The sequence below is a fragment of the Streptomyces sp. NPDC050743 genome (genome assembly GCF_044456925.1).
Classification (GTDB): Bacteria; Actinomycetota; Actinomycetes; order Streptomycetales; family Streptomycetaceae; genus Streptomyces.
The window spans coordinates 1-21,777 of record NZ_JBITGJ010000021.1 but is presented as its reverse complement, the minus strand read 5'-3'; the positions used below and the strand labels follow the sequence as shown (position 1 = coordinate 21,777).

17 protein-coding genes are annotated in these 21,777 nt (G+C 70.9%); 7 read left to right on the top strand and 10 right to left on the bottom strand.

The window, feature by feature from the left end; genetic code table 11:
- Positions 1-655: 655 nt before the first annotated feature.
- The 5 genes from ACIBJF_RS21300 to ACIBJF_RS21280 form a co-directional block, all read right to left on the bottom strand.
- Complete coding sequence (locus tag ACIBJF_RS21300) at positions 656-1,987, bottom strand: wax ester/triacylglycerol synthase family O-acyltransferase (protein ID WP_399175677.1); 1,332 nt, start codon at positions 1,985-1,987, stop codon at positions 656-658.
- A gap of 155 nt (positions 1,988-2,142) precedes the next feature.
- Positions 2,143-4,464: a GH92 family glycosyl hydrolase gene (locus ACIBJF_RS21295; protein WP_399175675.1), complete on the bottom strand. Its 2,322-nt coding sequence runs from the start codon at positions 4,462-4,464 to the stop codon at positions 2,143-2,145.
- A gap of 139 nt (positions 4,465-4,603) precedes the next feature.
- Positions 4,604-5,059, bottom strand: coding sequence for a GNAT family N-acetyltransferase (locus ACIBJF_RS21290; protein ID WP_399175674.1), 456 nt, complete (start codon positions 5,057-5,059; stop codon positions 4,604-4,606).
- A gap of 10 nt (positions 5,060-5,069) precedes the next feature.
- Positions 5,070-5,360, bottom strand: coding sequence for a hypothetical protein (locus ACIBJF_RS21285; RefSeq protein WP_399175672.1), 291 nt, complete (start codon positions 5,358-5,360; stop codon positions 5,070-5,072).
- Between the two features lie 16 nt (positions 5,361-5,376).
- Positions 5,377-7,542 carry a transposase gene (locus ACIBJF_RS21280; RefSeq protein ID WP_399175670.1) on the bottom strand — a complete coding sequence of 722 codons (2,166 nt, stop codon included), beginning with the start codon at positions 7,540-7,542 and terminating at the stop codon, positions 5,377-5,379.
- 136 nt (positions 7,543-7,678) lie between these two features.
- On the opposite strand from ACIBJF_RS21280, the gene ACIBJF_RS21275 reads away from it, so the two are divergent.
- Entirely contained in the window at positions 7,679-8,452 is a 774-nt protein-coding gene (locus ACIBJF_RS21275) for a transposase (RefSeq protein WP_399175669.1), read from the top strand.
- 53 nt (positions 8,453-8,505) lie between these two features.
- Here ACIBJF_RS21275 and glgC read toward each other — a convergent pair whose 3' ends face one another.
- Genes glgC through ACIBJF_RS21260 form a run of 3 tightly spaced genes read right to left on the bottom strand, consistent with a single transcriptional unit; the run spans position 8,506 to position 11,718 of the window.
- Positions 8,506-9,726 carry a glucose-1-phosphate adenylyltransferase gene (gene glgC, locus ACIBJF_RS21270; protein WP_399175667.1) on the bottom strand — a complete coding sequence of 407 codons (1,221 nt, stop codon included), beginning with the start codon at positions 9,724-9,726 and terminating at the stop codon, positions 8,506-8,508.
- A 50-nt stretch (positions 9,727-9,776) separates the two neighbouring features.
- Positions 9,777-10,928, bottom strand: coding sequence for a glycogen synthase (gene glgA / locus ACIBJF_RS21265; protein WP_399175666.1), 1,152 nt, complete (start codon positions 10,926-10,928; stop codon positions 9,777-9,779).
- Between the two features lie 40 nt (positions 10,929-10,968).
- Positions 10,969-11,718, bottom strand: coding sequence for a (2Fe-2S)-binding protein (locus ACIBJF_RS21260; protein ID WP_399175663.1), 750 nt, complete (start codon positions 11,716-11,718; stop codon positions 10,969-10,971).
- A 227-nt stretch (positions 11,719-11,945) separates the two neighbouring features.
- Here ACIBJF_RS21260 and ACIBJF_RS21255 point away from each other — a divergent pair, with 227 nt between their 5' ends.
- Positions 11,946-13,133 carry a DMT family transporter gene (locus ACIBJF_RS21255; RefSeq protein ID WP_399175661.1) on the top strand — a complete coding sequence of 396 codons (1,188 nt, stop codon included), beginning with the start codon at positions 11,946-11,948 and terminating at the stop codon, positions 13,131-13,133.
- Here the strand turns inward: ACIBJF_RS21255 and ACIBJF_RS21250 are convergent.
- A complete protein-coding gene (locus ACIBJF_RS21250; RefSeq protein WP_399175659.1) occupies positions 13,123-14,274 on the bottom strand; it encodes a transglycosylase family protein in 1,152 nt (383 codons plus the stop codon). The two genes, ACIBJF_RS21255 and ACIBJF_RS21250, sit on opposite strands and share 11 nt — an antisense overlap.
- A 272-nt stretch (positions 14,275-14,546) precedes the next feature.
- Between ACIBJF_RS21250 and gndA the strand changes: the two genes are divergently transcribed.
- Positions 14,547-15,986: an NADP-dependent phosphogluconate dehydrogenase gene (gene gndA, locus ACIBJF_RS21245; protein WP_399175657.1), complete on the top strand. Its 1,440-nt coding sequence runs from the start codon at positions 14,547-14,549 to the stop codon at positions 15,984-15,986.
- Between the two features lie 537 nt (positions 15,987-16,523).
- Here gndA and panD read toward each other — a convergent pair.
- Entirely contained in the window at positions 16,524-16,943 is a 420-nt protein-coding gene (gene panD / locus ACIBJF_RS21240) for an aspartate 1-decarboxylase (RefSeq protein WP_399175655.1), read from the bottom strand.
- Between the two features lie 1,421 nt (positions 16,944-18,364).
- Between panD and ACIBJF_RS21235 the strand changes: the two genes are divergently transcribed.
- The 4 genes from ACIBJF_RS21235 (at position 18,365) to ACIBJF_RS21220 (ending at position 21,713) form a co-directional block, all read left to right on the top strand.
- Positions 18,365-18,652: a hypothetical protein gene (locus tag ACIBJF_RS21235; protein WP_399175653.1), complete on the top strand. Its 288-nt coding sequence runs from the start codon at positions 18,365-18,367 to the stop codon at positions 18,650-18,652.
- Positions 18,652-19,602, top strand: coding sequence for a hypothetical protein (locus ACIBJF_RS21230; RefSeq protein ID WP_399175651.1), 951 nt, complete (start codon positions 18,652-18,654; stop codon positions 19,600-19,602). The genes ACIBJF_RS21235 and ACIBJF_RS21230 overlap by 1 nt, the downstream gene beginning before the upstream one ends.
- A 36-nt stretch (positions 19,603-19,638) precedes the next feature.
- Positions 19,639-20,025 (top strand): hypothetical protein, encoded by a 387-nt coding sequence (locus ACIBJF_RS21225; protein WP_228619509.1) that lies wholly within the window; start codon positions 19,639-19,641, stop codon positions 20,023-20,025.
- A 458-nt stretch (positions 20,026-20,483) separates the two neighbouring features.
- Positions 20,484-21,713 carry a hypothetical protein gene (locus ACIBJF_RS21220; RefSeq protein ID WP_399175649.1) on the top strand — a complete coding sequence of 410 codons (1,230 nt, stop codon included), beginning with the start codon at positions 20,484-20,486 and terminating at the stop codon, positions 21,711-21,713.
- Positions 21,714-21,777: the final 64 nt, after the last annotated feature.

The window sequence follows — 21,777 nt, the reverse complement described above, 5'->3', positions numbered from 1 at the left end:
CGATCACTGCCGTCACCTGCGAAGCCGCGAAGGCTGCCCGCCTACACCACTCGGCGGAACACGACCCCGCCCCGGCCGACGACCACCCCACCGCACCCCCACGCCCCCGCACCCACCGACGGAGAACCGGGCCCCACGGGGACCACCGCACCTCGCGACCAACGCCGCACGGGAAGTTCGGATCGGAACCCCCGGTGCTGGCCGAAGGCCGTACCGCCCCACCGGGACCACCTACACCCGGCAACGAAACCCTCACGGGCCGCGCGGATCGGAACCCCCGCCCACCCCACCCCCACACCCCCGCACCCGCCGACGGAGAATCGGCCCCACGGGGACGACCCGCACCCGACAACGAAGACTGCACGGGCCGTACGGCACCCGCGGCCAAAGACCGGCCCACCCCACCCCCACAACCCCGCACCCGCCGACAGCGAACCCACCCCCACGGGGCCACCCGCACCCAACAACGAAACCCGCACGGACCGTGCGGATGGCAACCCCGCCCCGGCCAAAGGCCGGCCCACCCCGGCCCCACTACCCCCACCCACCGACAGCGAACCCGCCCCGCCGGGACCACCCGCACCACCCGGCAGCCGAAGCCGCACGGGTGGTGCGGGTGCGTTCCCTTGGCCCGGCCGGAGGCCGGCCGGGGTGGTCAGGCGTCGCAGGCCGCCAGCAGCGTCGACACCTCGACCGACACCGCGTGGGCGAACCGGTCCAGGTCCGGCACGGCCTGCGCATCGGCGACCAGCCCGTAGTGCACGCGGCCGCGATACGTGGAGATGGCCACCGCCAGCGACTGCCCCGGCGCGAGCGGCGCCAGCGGATACACCTCCTTCAGCTCGTGGCCACCCAGCCGCAGCCCCAGCCCCGGCAGCGGCACGCTGGTGACCAGGATGTCGAACCACAGCCGGGCCGCCTGCCCGACGAGCGGACCGCCGAGCCGGTGCCCGAGGGCCGGGACGTGGTCGGCGAGCAGCGCCACGGCACCGGCACCCCGGTTCGGCCCCGCGTCCTTGTTGCGGACCATCGCGGTGCGCACCGCGTCCAGCCGGCCGAGCGGGTCCGGCTCGTACACCGGGAGCCGTATCAGATAGCCGGAGAGCCGGTTGCCCTGTGGGTGCGCGGTGCGCGGACGGCGGCGGGAGACGGGGATGAGCGCGCGGGGCGCCACCCCCGTGCTGCCGTCGCCGCGCTCGTCCAGCCAGCTGCGCAGGGCCCCGGCGACGACGGCGATCAGCACGTCGTTGACGGTTCCGCCGACGGACTTGCGCACGCGGTGCACGTCGTCGATGTCGAAGACCACCCCGGCGGTACGGCGGGTGCCGCTCGGGGCGGAGGTGAGTGCGGAGGTGGGCCGCATGCCGAGGGTGGACCGGGCGAGGGAGGCGCCGATGTCCAGGGCCCGGCCCACGTCGGACAGCGCGCCCTTGACCAGTTCCGGGACGAGCCCCGGCAGCTTGCGCATGTCCGGCAGCAGCCCGCGCGGCGGCTCGATGGCGCGGGGCGCCCGCACGGGCATGTCCACCGGGTCCAGGACGCCGGCGGCCAGCTTCAGCGCGCGCAGCCCGTCGGCGAGGGCGTGGTGGAACTTGAACAGCACGGCGAAGGACATCCCGTCCTCGCCGGGCAGCACATGCGCCTCCCACGGCGGCCGGCCGCGCTCCAGCGGCCGCTCCATGAGCCGGCCGGCGGCCGCGTGGAAGTCGGCGGTCGGGGCGTGCAGCCGTACGTGGTTCAGCGGGTCGAAGTCCGGGTCGGGTTCCCGGGTGGCGCCGCCAAAGGCGAGCGGCTGCCACACGTCGCGGATGCGCAGGCGCAGCCCCGGTACGGCGGCGGCGCGGGCGGCGAGCAGGTCGGCGGCATGGGCACCGGCCGTGGGTGAGTGCGCGCCGAAGACGCCGAGCGCGCCGAGGTGCATCGGATGCCGGTCGGACTCGATGTTCCAGAACGCCAGGTCGAGTGGAGCGAGCAGGTCGGAAGTCAAGGGCTTGCCTCACGCGTCGACGACGGGTGGATCTGACAGTCACGCGCAGTCAACCTCTGTCAACCGATTACGGTCAAGTACGATCAAGCTACGCTCAGTTAACAGAAGATTAAGTCCCGCCGCTGCAACAGGGGCGGGACCTAGGGATATGTGCATCACCTCAGGACGGGCTGCGCCGCCCCGGGTGACGTACCCCACCCGGACGGGCGCGGGCCGATCGTGAACGCGAGCGAGCGCAGGGAGCGCAGCGCACCCGTCGTCAGATAGGTCCGCGCGTGCGGTGTTCCGTCGGTGCGGACGGTCTGGATGTACCGGTCGGTGGCCGAGGTGCCCGGCGCGGCGATCGCCAGCCGGCCGCTCGGCCAGTACCGGCGGTCCAGGGTGAGGTCGACACGGTCGAAGACCGGCGTGGACAGGCCCCAGGTGTCGTAGCCGGGCTGGATCGGGAACAGCCCGATGGACGACAGCACGTTCCAGGCGGACATCGTGCCCAGGTCGTCGTTGCCGGTGATGCCGGTGGGCCCGTCGGTGAAGAGGGTCAGGGCGGCGTGCACCACGTCGGTGGTCTTCCACGGCTGGCCGGTGGCCAGGTAGGTGTAGGGGGCGATGAGGTCGGGCTCGTTCATCGGGTTGTACTTGTCGGCGTTGTAGTACGCGTACGCGTCGCCGTGCACCCACACCTCGCGCGCCGTCCTCGCGGGGTCGGCCAGCAGTCGGTCGTAGGCGAAGAAGGAGTCCAGCCGGTCGTTGGCCGCGGCCTCGCCGCCGATGAGCCGCACCATGCCGGGCACGTCCTGCGGCACGAGCCACTGGTACTGCCAGGCGGTGCCCTCGTGGAAGCCGGTGCCGCGCGCCGGGTCGGCCGAGCCGGTGAAGGCACCGGAGGCGTCGCGGGCGCGGAAGAAGCCGGTCGCGGGGTCGAAGATGTGCCGGTAGTTCTGCGCCCGTGCCGCGTAGCGGGCGGCATCGGCGTCGTGGCCGAGGCCGCGCGCCATCTGGGCCAGCATGGCGTCGGCGAGGGCGTACTCCAGCGTGACGGAGGCCCCGTGGTGGTAGTCGGAGTCGCCCATCTTGGCGTACGGCCGGTCCTTGTCGTACGGGGCGAAGCCGTGCGCGAGGTACTCGGCGTTGGCCTCCCGGCCGATGCCCGGGTAGTCGGCCGGGGGGACGCCGTCGGCGTTCTTCTTCAGCGCGCGGTAGACCCGCTCCTCGAAGCCCTTGAGCAGCCCCGCGTGGTAGGCCGTGGTCAGGAACGGGGTGACGGGGTCGCCGCTCATGATGTTCGTCTCGACCGGGCCGTACCCCCACTTGGGCAGCCAGCCGCCGTCCTCGTCGACCGCGACGACCGAGCGGGCCATGTCCCGGGCCTCGCGCGGCGCGAGGAGCGCGAGGAGCTGGGCCTGGGTGCGGTAGGTGTCCCACAGCGACCAGTTCTGGTAGTACCTGAAGCCCTCGGCGCGGTGGACCCGGCGGTCCCAGCCGAAGTAGCGGCCGTCGGTGTCGCTGCCGACGTTCGGCGCGAGGAAGGACCGGTACAGCGAGGAGTAGAAGGCCCGGCGCAGCGTACGGCTGCCGCCCTGTACGCGGACGGCGCCGAGCCGCCTCTCCCACGCCTCGCGGGCCCGCTCGCGCACGGCGTCGAAGGACCGGCCGCCCTCGGCGGCCAGGTTCCCGGCCGCGCCGCGCGCGTCGACGTACGACAGGGCCGTGGTCGCCTCGACCGTACGGTCCTTGGTGGTGTCGAAGCGGACGTAGGCGCCGCCGGGCCCGCTGCGGGAGCCCGGGGTGAGCGTCGCGCCGTCCCAGGTGCCGTACGCGGTGAAGGGCCGGCTGAACCGGGTGATCGTGTAGACCGTGTAGGGGCCGGTGTCCCGGCAGAAGCCGTGCCCGGTGATCTCGGTGCGCACGGTGTGGTCGTCGAGGATCTCGACGCTGCTGGAGACCCCCTTGTGCAGGGACTGGGCCGCGTTCAGCAGGACGTTGGCCTTGGCGGTGGCGGGGAAGGTGTAGCGCTGCACGCCGGTGCGCTCGGTCGCGGTCAGCTCGGCGCGGACGCCGGAGGAGAGGCCGACCCGGTAGTAGCCGGGGCTCGCCGTCTCGTCCTGGTGCGAGAAGCCGGCCGCGTACCGGGCGTAGTCCGTCTGCGTGACGTCGCCGGTGGTGGGCAGCAGGGGCAGATCGCCGCCGATGCGGCAGCCGACGCCCGAGAGATGGACCAGGGAGAAACCGCGGATACGCTTCTGCGTGTAGTCGTAGCCGGTGTTGTGCCCGGTGTCCGGGGAGAGCTGCACCATGCCGAAGGGCACGGCCGCGCCGGGGAAGGTGTTGCCCTCGTCCTGGGTCCCGATGAACGGGTTGACCAGATCGGTGAGGTGGCCGTCGGTCCGCTCGGCGGCCCGTGCGGCGGGGGTGGCGATCAGCGCGGACGCTGCCATCACCCCGGCCAGGCACAGCCGCGTGCGCCGGGTCCCTCTCATGTCGCATGACCTCCGCAGGTTCGACATCGATGTCTGAATCCTGAAGGTCGAACGACTCAGATCCGGGCAAGATACGACGATCGGGCCGAACGCGTCGCGCCCGGCAGGGCCCGCATGGTGACGGGGCGTCAGAGCTCCGTCAGCCTGAAGCCCTCGCCGCTGCGGGCGAGGCCCAGCACGGCGCAGAAGCGGTGCGTGTCCGCGCGGGCCTTGTCGCCGGTGAGCTGAACGAGCACGCAGCCTCGCGGCGTGGCCGTGCCACGGCCCGCTCCATCAGCCTCCGGCCGAGCCCGCCGCCCCGCCGGTCCGCGCGGATCCGCACCGCCTCTATCAGCACCCGCTCGGCACCGCCCTGGCCGAGCCCCGGGACGTACGTCGCCTGCGGACAGCCCATCACCGTGCCGGTCCCGACCTCGACGAGGACCGGCATCTCGTTCCACGGGTCCTGCTCGATCGCCGCGAAGGCGCGCTCGTAGGCCTCCGGCACCGCGATGGCCGCCGGGTCAACGACCTTCTCCTCGTCGGCGAGCAGAGCGAGAAGGCGGTCAGGTCGGCGCGGGTGGCGGGCCGGAACACGCGCGGGAGCGTCTGACACGCGCCCGGCCCTAACCCGGGCTGCCGGGCGGGTCCCAGGGGTGTGGTGCGGGGACGGCGTCCTCGACCTCGATCAGGTCCTCGGCCACCGCGTCCAGTTCCCGCCGGTCGTACTCCGTGAGGAAGGGGAACAGGGCTCCGCAGTCGCGGCAGGCACGCCCGAGGGAGGCCTCGAACTCCGGCCGGGGCTTGAGCAATCCCGGCCGGCGGAACCTCAGCCGCAGCCGCTCGAACCGCCTCTCCCCCGAGGAGAGCTCACCGACCGGACTCAGCCGGTCGGAACCGCATATGACGCATCGCATGCCGCGGACCCTATCCCTAAGAGCCATCACGTAATGAGGTGATGCCCACCCGGTGCCTGTACGGGGCCGGCGTGCCTGGGCGGCGTGTCGGCTCCGTGCAGCTGGCTGTTCCGACGTGGGCCTTGTGCCGCTTGTTCGCGGGTCGGGTCTCATTCGGGGTAAGTCCGGTACTGGATGGTGGTGTTTTGTCGAGCAGAGGCCCGCGGCCGGAAGCATCCGGCTTGTGGGCTGCCGCGTGGGTGCGGCCCCGGGTGGGGCGGGCACCGCGCTGCGGTTGACTCGACAGGGCTTCTTGCAGCCCTTCATGGAACAGAATCTGTGTATGCCGCGCCTGGACGGTGTCCAGGCGTGCGGTGCTGGGATTGTCGGGGTCGGTGAGGTGGACGTGGGCGCAGAGGGCGCCGGAGACCTTGTCCCTGTCGCCGGTCAGCCCGCAGGCGGTGCAGATATGGATGCGGTCGGCGAGGGTTTTCACGACCTTCTCGCCGCAGAAGCACCTCTGGGACAGTTTGGTGGTGAAGGTGGAGGCCCGGAGCATCCGCCCGCCGGTCTTCTCACACTCCCGTCCGATGGCAGTTATGAGCCGTCCGGGCGTGGTGGCCTGCAGTGCTTTGCCCCACCTGCGGTACCAGGTGCGGATGTCGCAGTCCTCGACGACGAGGTTCGCGCCGTGGCCTGTGATGATCTCCTCGGCTATCCGCCTGGCGCGGTGGTCTTTGGCCGCGGCGGCGGCGGTGGCGGCGGCTTCGGCGAGCCGAGCCCGGTTGAGCCGATAGCCGGCCGACAGGCTGTCCCGGCGGTAGGCCTGCTTGGGCACCCCGCCCTTGTTCGCTGCCCTCGCCCAGCCGGGCGTTTCGACGGTCCGTGCGGGCAGGCCCGCGGCCTGGCGCCGTTCGGCCCGGGCTTGTTGGCGTTTCGACGGCCGGTACTGGCCGGAGTTGGACGCTCGGCGGGAGCGGTCGAGGGCACGCTTTCGGCCGCGGCACTTGCGGCGGGCTTTCGCCAGCGCGGCAAGCTCCGCGTCGCTGGGCTCTATTCGAGTTGCCTCTACATCGCCGTCGGCGGGGTCGAAGGTGTTTGGGAAAGAAACGATCGAGAGGTTGGAGACGTTGCCGTCGATGCCACCGACCCGCTCGAGTGCGGCCGCCGCCGCGCGCCGGGCTTTCGTGGCGGGGGACGCGTAGCCGCCGGTCAGGACCATCAGGTGGGCTTCGTACGCCCACCCGCCCGGCGCTGAGGTATCGCGGCGGCGCACGAGGTCGATCTTGTGCCAGGTATCGGGATTGGTCAGGAAGTGCACCAGGCGCGGCCAGCGGCCCGAACCCGAGGGCAGGCGGACGGGCAGGACCAGGTCACCACGACGTGAATCGGCGCCGCCGGTGAACACGACGGCCAGAGGTCCGGCGTAGTCCCACCACGTCGCGGCCCGCGTCTTCGGCGTGTTCCTCGCCGTCACCTCGCCCGTCTGAACGCGTCCTGTAGGGGGCATAGGAGCAGGCAGGTGCCGTGCCTGCTCGAGGACCCCGATCCCTGCAGGAAGCGCGGCAGCCAGCTCCGGGGTAGTGACCGTATGGTCGAGGCTGCGGTTCCGGTAGGCGTCCAGGTGCCCGGCGAGTGTGCCGTGCAGCCGGAATGTTTCCCACTTGCGGACAGTGGTGTGGGAGCGGGCGCGGCCTGGGATGCGGGTGTAGTCCCACCACCGGCCCACGCGGGGCCGGCCGTGCCGACGGCCCGAAGAGTCCGGGAACAGATGCCGGCTCACGGAACTCTCGAAGACCTCGTCTGCCTGGTGCATCACCAGTGCTTCGGTGACGTGATGAGCGAGGTGCCTCGAGTTTTCCATGTGCCGGTACGCGCGGCGTTCCATCCCTTCCCGGGACAGACCCAGCTCCAGCCGCCAGGCTTTCGCGTCCGTCTCGCGGCGGACATCGCCAGCCCAGTACGCGTCGACGGCGTCCCGCGCGTCACGCTGCAGTGCGCGTTTGACGGACCACATCGCCGAGAACAGACCCTCGGTCCGGTGCCGGGTGCCGGGGTCGTGGACATCGAGCGGCAGACGGATCACCGCAAGCTCGATGTCAGCGCCTCGCGTCCAGCGCTTCCCCTTGTTCTTTCCCCGGTATCGGCGAGCAGGAGCAGCATCGGAGGAGGAGGCCGCGGTGTCACGCAGTTCCGTGGTCACCGATGCTCCACCTTCTTCTTTGCCTCATGTCGGACGCTGTCACCTGTCCGCATTTCGACCAGCGCGGCAACCAACGCCAAAGCTACAAGACCCCACTGACAACGCCCCGCGCCACGACAGGACTTCCGTCTCTACGATGGCCTTCATACGCCTGCGTCTCGCCCACCGCACCTCCGACGACCTACGCGCCTGGACCGGTTTGACCGGGCCGCAAATGCAGCACCTCGTCAGGCAGCTGTGGGAACTCGCACCCGACACCCGCAGGGGCCGGCCCTGGTCACTGCCGTTCGCCGACCACGTCCCGTTGATGGCTCTGGCCTATCGGACCAACCTCACCATGCAGCAGCTCGGCTCCCTCTTCGACGTCTCCCACGCAGCCGCCCACCGGGTCATGACTCGGCTCGCCGCACCGCTCGCCGAGCTCCTCGGACCACCACCTGCTGACCGGCGGGAGCTGTGGGTCGTCGACGGCACCCTGATCCCCGTCCATGACCAAAGGCGGACAGCGAAGAGCAAGAACTACCGGCGCAGCGTGAACGTACGGATCGTCTGCCGTGCCCGCGACAGGCGGGTCGTCGCCGCCGCGGAAGCCCGGCCGGGCAACCGCAACGACATCGTCGTCTTCCGCAAAACCCTCGCGAAAACACTCCCCGACCATCCCCGCCTGTCCGGTGACGGCGGCTACCGAGGCTGCGACCGCATTCGCACGCCACGCCGAGGCCTCGACGGTCGCCTCATCAAAGACCGCACCTACCGCTGGTTCCGCAAACGCCGGGCCGTCGCAGAACACACCATCGCCCGGCTCAAAGACCACCAGATCCTCCGCCAATGCAGGCGTCGGGGTGAGGCGGTCAACCACGCCGTCGCTGGCGTCGCCGCACTCCACAACCTCAAGATCGACATCCAGTAAACGAAGCACCCCTCGCGGGTCAGCAGGCCCCGGCCCGCACTACGTGATGGCTCTTAGGGCACCCGCTGCCCCTTGCCCAGGGCGATCACCCCGCCCTTGGACACGGTGTACAGCTCCGCGTCCCGCTCCGGGTTGACGCCGATGGTCGCGCCGGGCGGGACCTCGACGTTCTTGTCCAGGACGGCGCCGCGCACCACCGCGCCCCGGCCGATGCGCACGTTGTCGTGCAGCACCGAGCCCTGGACCACCGCGCCCGGGTCGACCCGTACGCCCGGGGAGAGGACGGACCGGGTGACCTGACCGCGGATCAGGCAGCCCGCGCTGATGATGGACTCCCCCGCGATGCCGCCCGCGTTGAAGCGGGCCGGGGAGAGCTGGCCCGAGTGCGTGTAGATGGGCCACTGGCGGTTGTAGAGGTTGAACGCGGGCCGCTCGGCGATGAGGTCCATGTGCGCCTCGTAGTAGGCGTCCAGGGTGCCCACGTCCCGCCAGTAGCCCTGGTCGCGGGTGGTCTCGCCGGGCACGTGGTTCTCGGCGAAGTCGTACAGCTGGGCCTCGCCGCGCGCGGTGAGCTGGGGCAGGATCGAGCCGCCCATGTCGTGCACCGACTGCTCGTCCTCCGCGTCCCGGTGCAGCGCCTCGATCAGCGCCTTGGTGGTGAAGATGTAGTTGCCCATCGAGGCGAAGACGGTCTCCGGGTCGTCCCGCAGGCCCGGCGGATCGGCGGGCTTCTCCAGGAAGCGCTCGACGACCTGGCCGTCCCGCCCCGGCGTGATCACCCCGAAGGACGAGGACTCCGCGCGCGGCACCCGGATGCCGGCCACCGTCACCCCGGCGCCGCCCTCGATGTGCTGGGCGAGCATCTGCCGCGGATCCATGCGGTACACGTGGTCTGCGCCGAACACGGCCACGTACTCGGGCTGTTCGTCGTGGATCAGGTTCAGCGACTGCAGGATCGCGTCGGCGCTGCCCAGGTACCAGCGCGGGCCGAGGCGCTGCTGGGCCGGGACGGGTGTGACGTAGTTGCCCAGCAGGCTGGACATCCGCCAGGTGGTGGTGATGTGCCGGTCCAGCGAGTGCGACTTGTACTGGGTCAGCACGCAGATCCGCAGTACGTCGGCGTTGACGAGGTTGGACAGGACGAAGTCGACGAGGCGGTAGGTGCCGCCGAAGGTGACGGCTGGTTTGGCGCGGTCGGCGGTCAGCGGCATCAGACGCTTTCCCTCGCCGCCCGCCAGTACGATGCCGAGTACGGAAGGCCCTCCACGACGCATGGCCGCTCCCCTCACCCTGGTTGAACCATGGCTGCCCCGAGCAGGCGTGGCTAAGCCTGCTTGAGGATCTTCTCGTACAGCGCGGCCGTGCGCCGGGCCACCGCGTCCCAGCCGAACTCCCCCACCGCGCGCTCCCGTCCGGCCTCCCCCAGCCGCCGGGCCGCCTCCGGATCGCCGAGCACGGTGTCCAGCGCCCGGGTGAGGCCCGCCTCGAACTCGTCGTCCACGTCGACCAGGAGGCCCGTGCGGCCGTCGTCCACGACCTCGGGGATCCCGCCGACCCGGGAGGCCACGACCGGGGTGCCGCAGGCCATCGCCTCCAGGTTGACGATGCCGAGGGGTTCGTACACCGAGGGGCAGACGAACACGGCCGCGCGGGTGAGGAGTTGGATCACCTCGGGGCGCGGCAGCATCTGCGGGATCCAGAACACGCCCGCGCGGACCCGGCTCAGCTCCTCGAACAGCTCCCGGAACTCCCGGTCGATCTCCGGGGTGTCGGGGGCGCCCGCGCACAGCACGACCTGGACGCCCGGGTCGATGTCCCGTACGGCGCGCAGCAGATGGGGCACGCCCTTCTGGCGGGTGATCCGGCCGACGAACAGGACGTACGGGCGGGCGGGGTCGATGCCGTGCCGGCTGAGGGCGTCGGTGCCGTGGTCGGGCCGGTAGAGGTGGGTGTCGATGCCGTTGTGCACGATGTGCACGGTGGCCGGATCGAGCGCCGGGTAGCAGGCGAGGATGTCCTCGCGCATGGCGCCGGACACGGCGATCACGGCGTCGGCGGCCTCGATCGCGGTGCGTTCGGCCCAGCCCGAGAGCGCGTATCCGCCGCCCAGTTGCTCGGCCTTCCAGGGCCGCAGCGGCTCCAGCGAGTGGGCGGTGACCACGTGTGGGACGCCGTGCAGGAGCTTGGCGAAGTGGCCGGCGAGGTTTGCGTACCAGGTGTGGGAGTGGACGAGTTCGCGGCCTTCGAGGGCGGCGGCGATGGACAGGTCCACGGAGAAGGTGCGCAGCGCGTCGTTGGCGCCGTCGAGCGCGGACCAGGGGCGGTGGCGTACGACGCCGACTGAGCGGCCCTCGCCCCAGCAGTGCACCTCCAGGTCCACCAGGGAGGTCAACTCCCGGGCGAGGAACTCGACATGGACACCGGCGCCGCCGTACACGTCCGGGGGGTACTCCCGGGTCAGCAGTCCCACTCGCACCGGACAACCCCCTGGCATCGGCGGCAGGTTCCCTTCATGGTCACCCAGAAGCGGCTCCTGGGGAAGAGCGCGGCGGCCGGGTGAAGCAGCAGTCGCCGCAGACTCCGCCGCCGGGCACGCGGTAGTACAGGCAGCAGCTGCGGCGGCGGAAGGCGGTGCCGGTGCGGGTGCCGGTGGTGCGGAGCAGGGGGTGGGCGAGGAGTTCGTCCGTCAGGGCGCGGGCCCGGTCGGCCGGCTCGGTACGGCCGTGCGCGTGGGCCCAGCGGTCCAGTTCGCGGGCCGCCCCGGCGAGCGCGGAGCCCGCGTTGCCCCACAGCAGTCCGGGCGCGCTGCCGTGGCCGGCGCTCAGGGCCTCCGCCAGGGGTTCGAGGTGTCCGTGCAGCACGGCGGCGGCCAGGCCGGCGGCGTCGCCGGGCAGCGGGCGCAGTTCGGTCAGGTACAGGTCGTCGGGGGCGGCGGCCAGCGGGTCCCAGCGCAGCAGTCGCGGATCGAGGTCGGGCAGCCGGCCGTACCGGACGGCACAGCCGAGGGCGACCGACCAGAGCCGGGCGGCCAGGCCCTGTTGGGCGATGGAGGCGGCCACGCGTGGCTCGCGGGTGCGGAGCCGGTCCGCGACCACGGCCACCCGCACCGCCAACGCGTCCGACGTCACCCGTTCGTAGGTCTCGGCGAGGGTCGGCAGCGGCCCGGGACCCGGTCCGCCGGTGGCGCCGGCCGGGCCCGGGACCGTACGCAGGACGAAGAAGCCGCCGAGCGGGCGGAGGGCGGCGAGAGCGGGGTCGAGGTCCACGACGAGTACACCTACCAGGTGAGTTCACCGGTCCCGTACGGGGTCTCCGCCTCCCGTCACCCGCCGCGAGGATGATCGCGCGGCTGGTGTACTCCATCGGCAGTAGGAGCCATTGCGTGCTCAGGGACGACGACGGGAAGAGCACGGCCGGGCAGAGTGTTGGCCATGCAAGCCGACCGTACGTCGCGCCGGGCCCAGAGCCCCCGCCGCCCCCAGAGGAGACGCAGATGAGCGCCCTCGCGCTGTCCGTGCTCCTGTCGTTCGCGTCCGCCCTCGCCTACGCGGCCGGCGCGATCGTGCAGGAGCAGGTGGCGGTGTCCTCGCCCGGCAGCGCGTACCTGCCGCTGCGCCGGCCCGGCTGGTGGGGGTCGCTGGCCCTCAACGGCCTCGGCGGTGTCCTGCACGTCGTGGCGCTGGCCTACGGGCCGCTCAGCCTGGTCCAGCCGCTCGGCGCGCTGACCATCGTCTTCGCCCTGCCTCTGGCGGCGCTGTGCGTCGGCCGCGGGGCCGGGGCGACCGCCTGGCGCGGCGCGGTCATGACCACCGCCGGTCTGGCCGGTCTGCTGGCCCTGGTCGGTTCCTCCGACGGCCACTCCCTCGACCCGGCCCAGCGGGTGGCGGTGGCACTGGTCACCGGCGGCGCGGTCGTGGCGCTGATGTGCGCGGGCCGGGCCGCGCACCGGCACCCGGCGGTGCGCAGTGTGCTGCTCGCCACCGCCTCCGGCACGGCGTTCGGCATGTCGTCGGTGTTCACCAAGACCGTCGCCGTCGACTGGACGCACGGCATCGACCTGGACGACCTGTCCTCCCTCGCGGTGATCGCCCTGTTCGCGGTCGCCGGCGTCCTGCTGTCCCAGGCCTCCTACCGGGGCGGCGGGCTCGCCGCGCCGCTGGCCACGCTCACCGTGGTCAATCCGGTGCTGGCGGCCGCCGTCGGCATCCTGATGTTCGGCGAGACGTTCCGCTACGGTGCCACCGGCGCCGCTCTCGCCATGAGCTGCGGGGTGGTGGCGGCGGGCGGCCTGATCATGCTGACGACCGGGCGGATCGGGCGCGCCGGCACGCCGGCCCTGCCGGACGGCGGCCCCGAACCGGTCCCGGCCGTGGAAGCGTTCCGCGGCGTGCCCCAGCAGCGCTGGGGCACCGGGGCCGAGCCGGGGCGGGCCGGGCTTCCCGAGACCGACGGCAGGTCCGCCGCGCCGGTGCTGCGGAACGTGCTCGTGCCGGGCCCGGGCGGGGGCCTGGTTCCGGGTCCGGGCGGCGGCGTCCTTCCGGATCCGGGCGCCTGCGGGGCCGGCGCCGGCGGCGAACCGCCGGACCTGCGCTCGCTCCCCGCGTCGTACCTCACGCTGCCCGCGGGCGTCGGGGTACCGCTGCCGGTCCTGGACGGGCGGGGTACGTGCGTCAGATCCTGACGCCGCCGGCCCGCAGATAGGCGAGCGGGTCGATGTCCGAACCGAAGCCGGGTCCGGTCCGCACCTCGAAGTGCAGGTGCGGGCCGGTGACGTTCCCGGTGGCCCCGGAACGGCCGATGCGCTGGCCCGTGGTCACGTTCTGCCCGATCCGCACCGCGATGGCCGACAGGTGGCCGTACTGGGTGTAGTGGCCGTCGGCGTGCCGGATCACCACCTGGTAGCCGTACGAGCCGCCCCAGCCCGCGGCCACCACCTGCCCGGCCTCTGCGGCCTTGACGGAGGTGCCGGTCGGCACGAGGAAGTCGATGCCGGTGTGGTAGCCCTTCGACCAGTGCGAGCCCGCCACGCGGTAGCCGGTGCCGATGGGCGCGTCGACCGGAGGGACGAGCGTACGGCCGGTGCTCTTGGGGCTCTTGGTCCGATGCGGTGCGGCCCTGTGCTGCGAACCCTCCTTCTCCTTCGCGGGCTTGGTGCCGGTGGCGGCCGTGCCGCGCAGGCTGAGCCGCTGGCCCGGCAGGATCAGGTCGGGATCGGCTCCGATCGTCCGGCGGTTGCCGGCGTAGAGCGCGTGCCAGCCGCCGCGGACGTGGTGCTCATCGGCGATCCCGGAGAGGGTGTCGCCGTGCACCACCGTGTACATCTCGGCCCGGCCCGCGCGCGACTGCGGGGTGGTCTGCGGCCGTACGTCCCGTACGGAGCTCTTCTGCGCGGCGTGCACGGGCCGGGTCGCGGCGCTGTCCGTGTGCGCTCCGGGGTCGGCGTCACCCCGTGTCAGCCCGGCCCGCACCGAGCACACCGGCCAGGCGCCCGGGCCTTGTCCGTCGAGGACCTTCTCGGCGACGGCGATCTGCTCGTCCCGGGTCGCGAGGTCGGCGCGCGGGGCGTACCGGGTGCCGCCGTACGCCTCCCAGGTGGACCGGGTGAACTGCAGCCCGCCGTAGTAGCCGTTGCCCGTGTTGATGCTCCAGTTTCCGCTGGACTCGCAGGCGGCGACCTTGTTCCAGGTGGAGGCGTCGACCGCGTCGGCCGTGCCGGCGGCGACCAGCGGGATCGCGAGGCCGGCGCCGCCCGCCGTGACGGTGAGTGAGGCGCGGTTGATCCTGTTCGGCTGGTACCGGCGATGCCGGCCGCGTACGGCCATGTCCGAATTCCCCTCGGCATGCGTCAGGAGGGGGCAAAAGTAAGCGCCGCGAACAGGCCATGACAAGACGGAAAACCGGCCTCGCGCACCGCCCAAGTGGCCGGGAACGGCTCCTGCTTGACCCGGATCGCCGGAGACTGAGGTCGAGGGCGCCGTGCGCGCGTACAAAGGCATGGCGGGTCGGATGTGCGCTCGCCCTGGCGGCACGTAAGGATGGGCGAGGACCCGTACTGACGGAGCCGTAGTCACGAGGCAGCTAGGGAGCAGGCGGCATGAGCACTTCAGCGCAGATCGGTGTCACGGGCCTCGCGGTCATGGGCCGCAACCTCGCCCGGAACTTCGCCCGCAACGGCTACACGGTCGCGGTGCACAACCGCACGTCGTCGCGAATGAAGGCGCTGGTGGAGGAGTTCGGGGACGAGGGTGACTTCATCGGGGCCGAGACCGCCGAGGAGTTCGTGGCGGCGCTGGAGCGCCCGCGCCGCCTGATGATCATGGTGAAGGCGGGCGAGCCGACGGACGCCGTGATCCAGGAGTTCGCGCCGCTCCTCGAACCCGGCGACATGATCATCGACGGCGGCAACGCGCACTTCGCGGACACCCGGCGCCGGGAGCGGGAGCTGCGCGAGCGCGGCATCCACTTCGTCGGCACGGGCATCTCCGGCGGTGAGGAGGGCGCGCTGCACGGGCCGAGCATCATGCCGGGCGGCTCGGTGGAGTCGTACGCGTCGCTGGGCCCGATGCTGGAGAAGATCTCCGCGAAGGCGAAGGACGGCGCGCCCTGCGTGACGCACTGCGGCCCCGACGGCGCCGGGCACTTCGTGAAGATGGTCCACAACGGCATCGAGTACGCCGACATGCAGCTGATCGGCGAGGCGTACCAGCTGCTGCGCGATGTCGCCGGGTACTCCCCCGCCGAGATCGCGGAGATCTTCCGCACGTGGAACACCGGCCGTCTCGACTCGTACCTGATCGAGATCACGGCGGAGGTGCTGTCGCACGTGGACGGGGCGACGGGCAAGCCGTTCGTGGACGTGGTGGTGGACCAGGCCGAGCAGAAGGGCACCGGCCGCTGGACCGTCCAGATCGCGCTGGACCTGGGCGTGCCGGTTTCCGGCATCGCCGAGGCCGTCTTCGCGCGCTCGCTGTCGGGTCACGCGAAGCTCCGCGAGGCCTCGCAGGGGCTGGCCGGCCCGCAGGCGGTGCCGCTGGGCAAGGAGGAGGCGGCCGCCTTCGCGGACCGGGTGGAGCAGGCGCTGTACGCGTCCAAGATCGTGTCGTACACGCAGGGCTTCCACGAGATCGCCGCGGGCAGCGAGGAGTACGGCTGGGACATCGACCTGGGAGCGGTGGCCTCGATCTGGCGGGGCGGCTGCATCATCCGGGCCGCGTTCCTGGACCGGATCCGCGCCGCGTACGACGCCCGCGCCGATCTGCCGAGCCTGCTGTCGGACGAGACGTTCGCGCGCGAGATCGCCGACGCCCAGGACGACTGGCGTGAGGTGCTGATCGCCGCGACGCGGCAGGGTGTTCCGACGCCGGGGTTCGCGGCGGCGCTGGCGTACTACGACGCGCTGCGGGCGCGGCGCCTGCCGGCGGCTTTGACCCAGGGGCAGCGGGACTTCTTCGGGGCGCACACGTACCGGCGGGTGGACCGGGAGGGTTCGTTCCACACGTTGTGGGGTGGGGATCGGTCGGAGGTGTCCGCCTAAGAGGCTTCGGGGAACTCGCGGCCGCCGGGTGCGGGTGCGTCGTGGCTGGACGCGCCCGCGCGGCGGAGCCGCACATCGATGCGGCCCCGCCCCTGAAGAACCGGCGCTGCGCGCAGGGTTCTTCACGTCAGTGGCGGACCGGGCTCGGGGTTCGGTACCGGCTCCGGGCCCGGCGGGATGGGGGACGGTGAGGGTTCCGGGGGGCCGGGGGCCGGCGGCGCCGGAGGCGGAGTCGGGTCCGGTCCTGGTGGGGGTGGTGTGGGCTGCGGGCCCGGTGGGGGAGGTGTGGGCTCGGGGCCCGGCGGGGGTGTCGGCTGGGGGCCCGGCTCGGGCGGGGGGACGGGGCTCGGGTAGGGGTCCGGTGTGGTGGGACCCGGACCCGGTGTCGGCCCCGGGGGGACCGGGCCGAAAAGCGGATTCGTCATGGCGTCCTCCGGGCAGTCGCTGAACGTCGCCTCTGGACTACTCCCCCACCTACCCGACCCCCGAGCGGCCACTCACCCGACAGGACGAGCGGCGGCCCGCCCGGAGCCGCGGTCAGGCCCTGACTGCCTGCGGGCTGCGCCGCTGGTCCGAGCCGGGCACCGGCTCGGACGGGTCGGCGCCGAGCGAGACGATCCGGTTGCCCGCGTCGACATGCACGACCCGCGGCTTCAGCTCCCGCGCCTCGGCATCGGTGACCTGGGCGTAGCTGATGATGATCACCAGGTCTCCGGGATGCACGAGATGGGCGGCCGCCCCGTTGATCCCGATCACCCCGGACCCGCGCTCGCCCTCGATGACGTACGTCTCCAGCCGGGCGCCGTTGGTGATGTCGACGATGTGCACGAGCTCGCCCGGCAGCAGGTCCGCGGCGTCGAGCAGATCGGCGTCGATGGTCACCGATCCCACGTAGTGCAGGTCGGCCTGGGTGACGGTGGCGCGGTGGATCTTGGACTTGAACAGAGTACGCAGCACTTTGGACTCCTGGAAGACGGCTCCCTGCCTGCTTTGTGCAGGTCAAGGGCGGTCTTCACTGTACACCGGCATGTCTTCGACTCGAAGACCTTGAGGAAAATCGCGCGTTACTGTGACTAGCCTTCTCACCTGCGCATTTCTGCGCCAGTGAGCTGTCGTGAAGCCGCCGACCAGGCGCACGCGCGAGGAACCGTACGACCCTGATGCTGAGTAGAAGCTGGCTTACCCGACAGGTCATCAGGCATTTCTAAGATCCGTGGCATCCGAGCGGCTCTGAGGCGATTCGATCCCGGCTTGTAGGCCAAGGCGAGCTTCTTGTGGAAGGGGACGGAGGCAGAGCCGATGACCGCCGACGATGGGCCCTGGTCCGCCATGGAACTGCGCCTGCGGTCCGATCGGCCGGCGGGCGTACTGGCAGCCGGGTGCGGACGGAGACGCAGCAGATGAGCCGTGTAGCCAATCTGGGTGGTCGCGCGTCTTTGGCATGAGTGAGCCAGGGAGGGAACATGCGCCGCGCGGGTGGAGAGCATCGGGTGAGGCTGCGGTCGAGCCGGCAGAGGCCATGCCGGGTAAGGCAGCGGGAAAGAACGGATGAATCAAGCCCGGAGAGGCAGCCCCGCCACTGGCGCAATCTCACCGTACTCGCGAGCCTCCTGGCCGTCCTGCTCGCCGATCCGGGGGCGAACGAGCAGCGCTTCCGCGTCTGGAGGTTGTGGATCCCGTACCTCGCCCCCCACCTTCCGTCCCCCATGCACACCTGTGCTTGGCAGGCGGGTGCCGGGTCGTACTCGGCCTCGACGCCCACAGCCTGACTCCTGTCTCTCGCTTCGCTCGGATATTGGGGAGGAAGGGCTGAATCCGGCCACCCCTGGCAGCACCAGCGGTCCCCTCGAACCCCCCTCCGCTTCACAGGAGTCACACAGATACCTCCTGGGTTGCGCACTTGATCAACGCATTCCGGATGGCTGTCGCTGCCGGAGTTGCTTTCACACCGGGCCGACATAGCTCCTGTTCTCGTCCCTTGACCGGCATGAACATGCTGCGCGAGAGTGGCCGGGCCGTGGGCGAATGGACCAGACCAAACATCCGCCCGTCGGCTTGTCGCTGCGCGTCGGGGGCGCGTCTATGTACTGATCCGCCTCCCCGATGCGTTCGCTCCAGCAGGGGGAAGCTCTTTGCGTTTCACCAAATCCGCCGCCGCTACGGCTGCCACCGCCGCAGCCCTGGCTGCCGGCCTTCTCACCGCAGTGCCCGCCTACGCCGGGACCTCATACGTGCACAACGACTGCACGTCCAGTGACAGGAGCCATCCGAACCACTGTTTCCGGATCCACTTCAACTCGCGGTCGGAGACCACGACTCAGTCGGACAGCGCCTGCTTCGCGACCCGCCGTGATCGCTCCAGTGAGTTCGGTTACACAGTGAACGGGGGCGCGATCGTCGTCCGGTTCGTCTTCGAGGACTTTCCCTCCGACGCGTACGGCGGGATGCCTTACCCGTGCGGTCACTACAAGGGGGACGGCGACGGGCAGGGCGTGGAAAGCAATGCCGCGTCCGCGTGGAACCAGGACCCCTATGCCGCGTACTCGGTGTATTCCGAGGACGGCTACAGCGGGGAGACCCAGTGGTATCCCAAGGCCGACGGCTACGCCCGAAACCTGGGCTCCGGTATCAAGAACCACAACGGTTCTCACAAGAGGTATGCCTGATGCGACAGACCCGACCCCTCGTGCTCGCCGTCACCGGCGCGGTCCTCGCCCTCACGGCGGCCTGCGGCGCCAACTCGGCCACCGACAAGAGTGCTGGAAGCCAGCAGAAGATCAAGACGGTGGCGATGCACCTGCCGGATGCGAAGGTCCGCGCCAGCTGGCCCAAGCAGGACGTGGCCTCCGGACTGGCCAAAGGCATGCGGCTTCCGCTGGAGAAGTACATGCTCGGCTATCCCGACATGGTGGACATCGAGAACGCCAAGGACGTCGTCAAGTCCGCGTGCATGAAACGACTCGGGTTCTCCTACACGCCCAAACTGATGGGCACGCAGCCGGCGGCCTCCTACAACGAGATGAACATGGAACGCCGCTACGGCATCACCGACCCCGCGAAGGCCGCAGCCCACGGGTTCGCGGTGGCCCAGGACACCGGCGGGCCGAGCCAGGCGGACCAGGATGCTGAACTCGCGCGCGAAGACCAGGAGTCCTCGGCCGAAGGCTGGGACGAGGCGATGAACGAGACCTGCATCCCCGAGGCCAACCAGAAGGTGGGCGTGCTGTTTCCCACCGACACTGCCGGAGACCTCGCCGGGCAGTCCCTCAAGGCCACCCGCTCCCAGCCCGTGGTACAACGCGCCGTCGCGTCCTGGTCCTCCTGCATGGCAGACCACGGACACCAGGTGAAGAGCCTGGACGACGCCGAGGGCCGGTTCGCCCAGCCCGGCAGGACCGGGATTCAGCCTGAGAAGGCAGAAGTATCGATGGCCACCGACGACGTCGCCTGCAAGAGCACCACCGGGCTGGTGTCCACCTGGTACACGGCGGAAACCGCCTACCAGAACAAGCAGATCACGTCGCACAAACAGCAGCTGGACGCTGCGAAGACCCGCGATGCCCGGCTGCTCAAGAAAGCACGTGCCGTCCTGGCAAGCGTCAGCACGGCACGCTGAGCCGTCCTGCCGTCAGATATCAGAGGAGACATGGTGGTGGCCAGGAGAACTGTCGTTGGCTGGATCGTGGCTGCCGCCGTCGTCTTCGGGGCAGCAGCCTGGCTCGCGCACCGCATGAATGCCGGCACCCAACCGGACACCGGCTCGCCGGAGTCGGTGAAGATCACGGACTCCGGCGTCCGGTACGAGCACGGCAAGCAGGTGTTCAGCGCCGACTACGCAATCCACAACGACGAGGGGCACGCGGTCACTTACACGGTGGTGTTCGACTTCGAGAACGGGACCACCCAGACCGTGACCAGGCGTATCGGGCCCGGCGTGTCCGTGCAGGGAACGATCAGCACACCGTTCGAGAAGCCACGTCCCTCGGCCGATGGCACACCCTCCGAGGTACGCGTCGCCAACGTCAGCACCTCAGAGTGATCCACAACCCGGGCACCGTTCTCGCCAAGGCCGGCAACCAGCAAGAGGGCCCGTTGTCGGCCTCCTGAGTCGACCGCCTTGCCCCGCCCGGGGCAAGGCGGTTTCTGTGACCGGCCCGCGGACCTCAAGCTACCGCCCTGTGATTCGCCCTTGCGCGCCCATGGTCCAGTCAAAACGTGCCCGCAGACCAGGGCACGGGACATCCCATCACACGAGAAATTCGGGGAACTTCTTTGAGATCCAGAAGACGATCATCCATATCTTTGGCCGTCCTTGCGGCGTGTACGGCGCTGACGGGCGGCCTGCTGCAAGCCGTCCCGGCCACGGCAGTCCCTGCCTCTCCAGGCGGTCACAGCCCTGCCACAAGCCCCGCTCCGTCGCCTGCAGGACGGGTGGCCGATCCGGACAAGAGACTGGGTGACGGGTGGAAGACATCCACGGACCGGGTGGTCACTGGCGTGGCTGACGCCACATCGTTCAAGATTCTTGTCGCGGACGAAGCCGACGCGTACCAGTGGAAGACTGCCGCGGCCTTGTCCGAGCCGGGCATGCCGGCGGATTCGTGGATCGGCAACACGTGCGTGATGGACCGCGACCATGTGGCTGCTGTGTACGCGCCCCGGTCGTTCACGAACAAACCGGACCTGATGCAGGGCGGTGCGTTCACGGCGATCATCAACACCAGCACCGGTGACGTGACGAAGCTGCCGTTCACCGGGACACTCGCCTACTTCGACCCCTCCTGCAACCCGCAGACCCACACGGCCGCGTTCACCGCCTTCCGTGACATGAACGACCCGGCCGCCACTCGGACCCGTGTCATGACCGTCGACACCGCCGGCAAAACGCTGAGCGCGTCGGCCACCAAGGGGGAAGTCACCAGCGCCGTACCCGTCAAGGACGGTGTGATCGGCGCGCTCAGCCGCCATCTGATTCACCTCGACCACAAGGGCAGGGTCAAGGACCTGCTCACGGCCGGTGGCGTCCCGTTCGACATCCACCCCGTCAACAGCGGTGACGTCGCCTTCGTCGAACACAACGGCGCCAAGCGCGCCCGCGCCCGGGTGTGGAGCGCGAAGGGCAAGACCTCCGTCATCGCCAGTGGCAAGCTCGGTGACCTCGACCTGGCACGAGGCGGCTCCTCCAGCGTGTTCCTCGTCGGGCATCCCACGGGTGACACTCACACCTCAGGCAGCGGCATCACCCGGCTCAACGCCCCGGTGAACACAGACGTCTCCAGCCTGGGCCGGCTCGCCGTCGACCCTGTTCTCGCACCGGGGCTACGTGCGGGCATCGACCGGATCAAGAATGCCGGCAAGGGCTTCACACAGACCGAGCCCGCTTCACAGCACACGACGCCGGCTCCAGGCATGCTGAAAACCGCCACGCCCCTGACGGTGACCTCCACCGCCGCAAGCACCGGCACCAGGCTCAGCCAGCAGGTCACCCCCACGCCACCCACGGCCGAAGCCCAGTTGTCTCCCGCCCTCGCCCCGGCTTCCAAGGCCCGCGCCGCAGCCGGCATCGGCTCAGGCAAGCACCCGCAATCGGCACGGGCCACCGCAGTGACGTCGATCGTGTCGCACGACCCCACCGACCCCGACCGCTGGTGCTCCGTCTCTCGCAACGACGTCAAGGCCCAGGCGTTGCAGCCCACTGAGGTTCCCCCTGCCGGCCGGACAGCTTGATACTGGGACGGATGGTCCCGGAGGAAGCAGTCACAGGTAGTGAGTAGCAAGAGCAACATGAGTA

Bases quoted from the DNA above. Each gene is read 5' to 3' on its own strand.
- ACIBJF_RS21295 (WP_399175675.1), bottom strand. From the start codon at position 4,464: ATGAGAGGGACCCGGCGCACGCGGCTGTGCCTGGCCGGGGTGATGGCA.
- ACIBJF_RS21285 (WP_399175672.1), bottom strand. From the start codon at position 5,360: ATGCGATGCGTCATATGCGGTTCCGACCGGCTGAGTCCGGTCGGTGAG.
- ACIBJF_RS21275 (WP_399175669.1), top strand. From the start codon at position 7,679: ATGGCCTTCATACGCCTGCGTCTCGCCCACCGCACCTCCGACGACCTA.
- glgC (WP_399175667.1), bottom strand. From the start codon at position 9,726: ATGCGTCGTGGAGGGCCTTCCGTACTCGGCATCGTACTGGCGGGCGGC.
- ACIBJF_RS21255 (WP_399175661.1), top strand. From the start codon at position 11,946: ATGAGCGCCCTCGCGCTGTCCGTGCTCCTGTCGTTCGCGTCCGCCCTC.
- ACIBJF_RS21250 (WP_399175659.1), bottom strand. From the start codon at position 14,274: ATGGCCGTACGCGGCCGGCATCGCCGGTACCAGCCGAACAGGATCAAC.
- gndA (WP_399175657.1), top strand. From the start codon at position 14,547: ATGAGCACTTCAGCGCAGATCGGTGTCACGGGCCTCGCGGTCATGGGC.
- ACIBJF_RS21230 (WP_399175651.1), top strand. From the start codon at position 18,652: ATGCGACAGACCCGACCCCTCGTGCTCGCCGTCACCGGCGCGGTCCTC.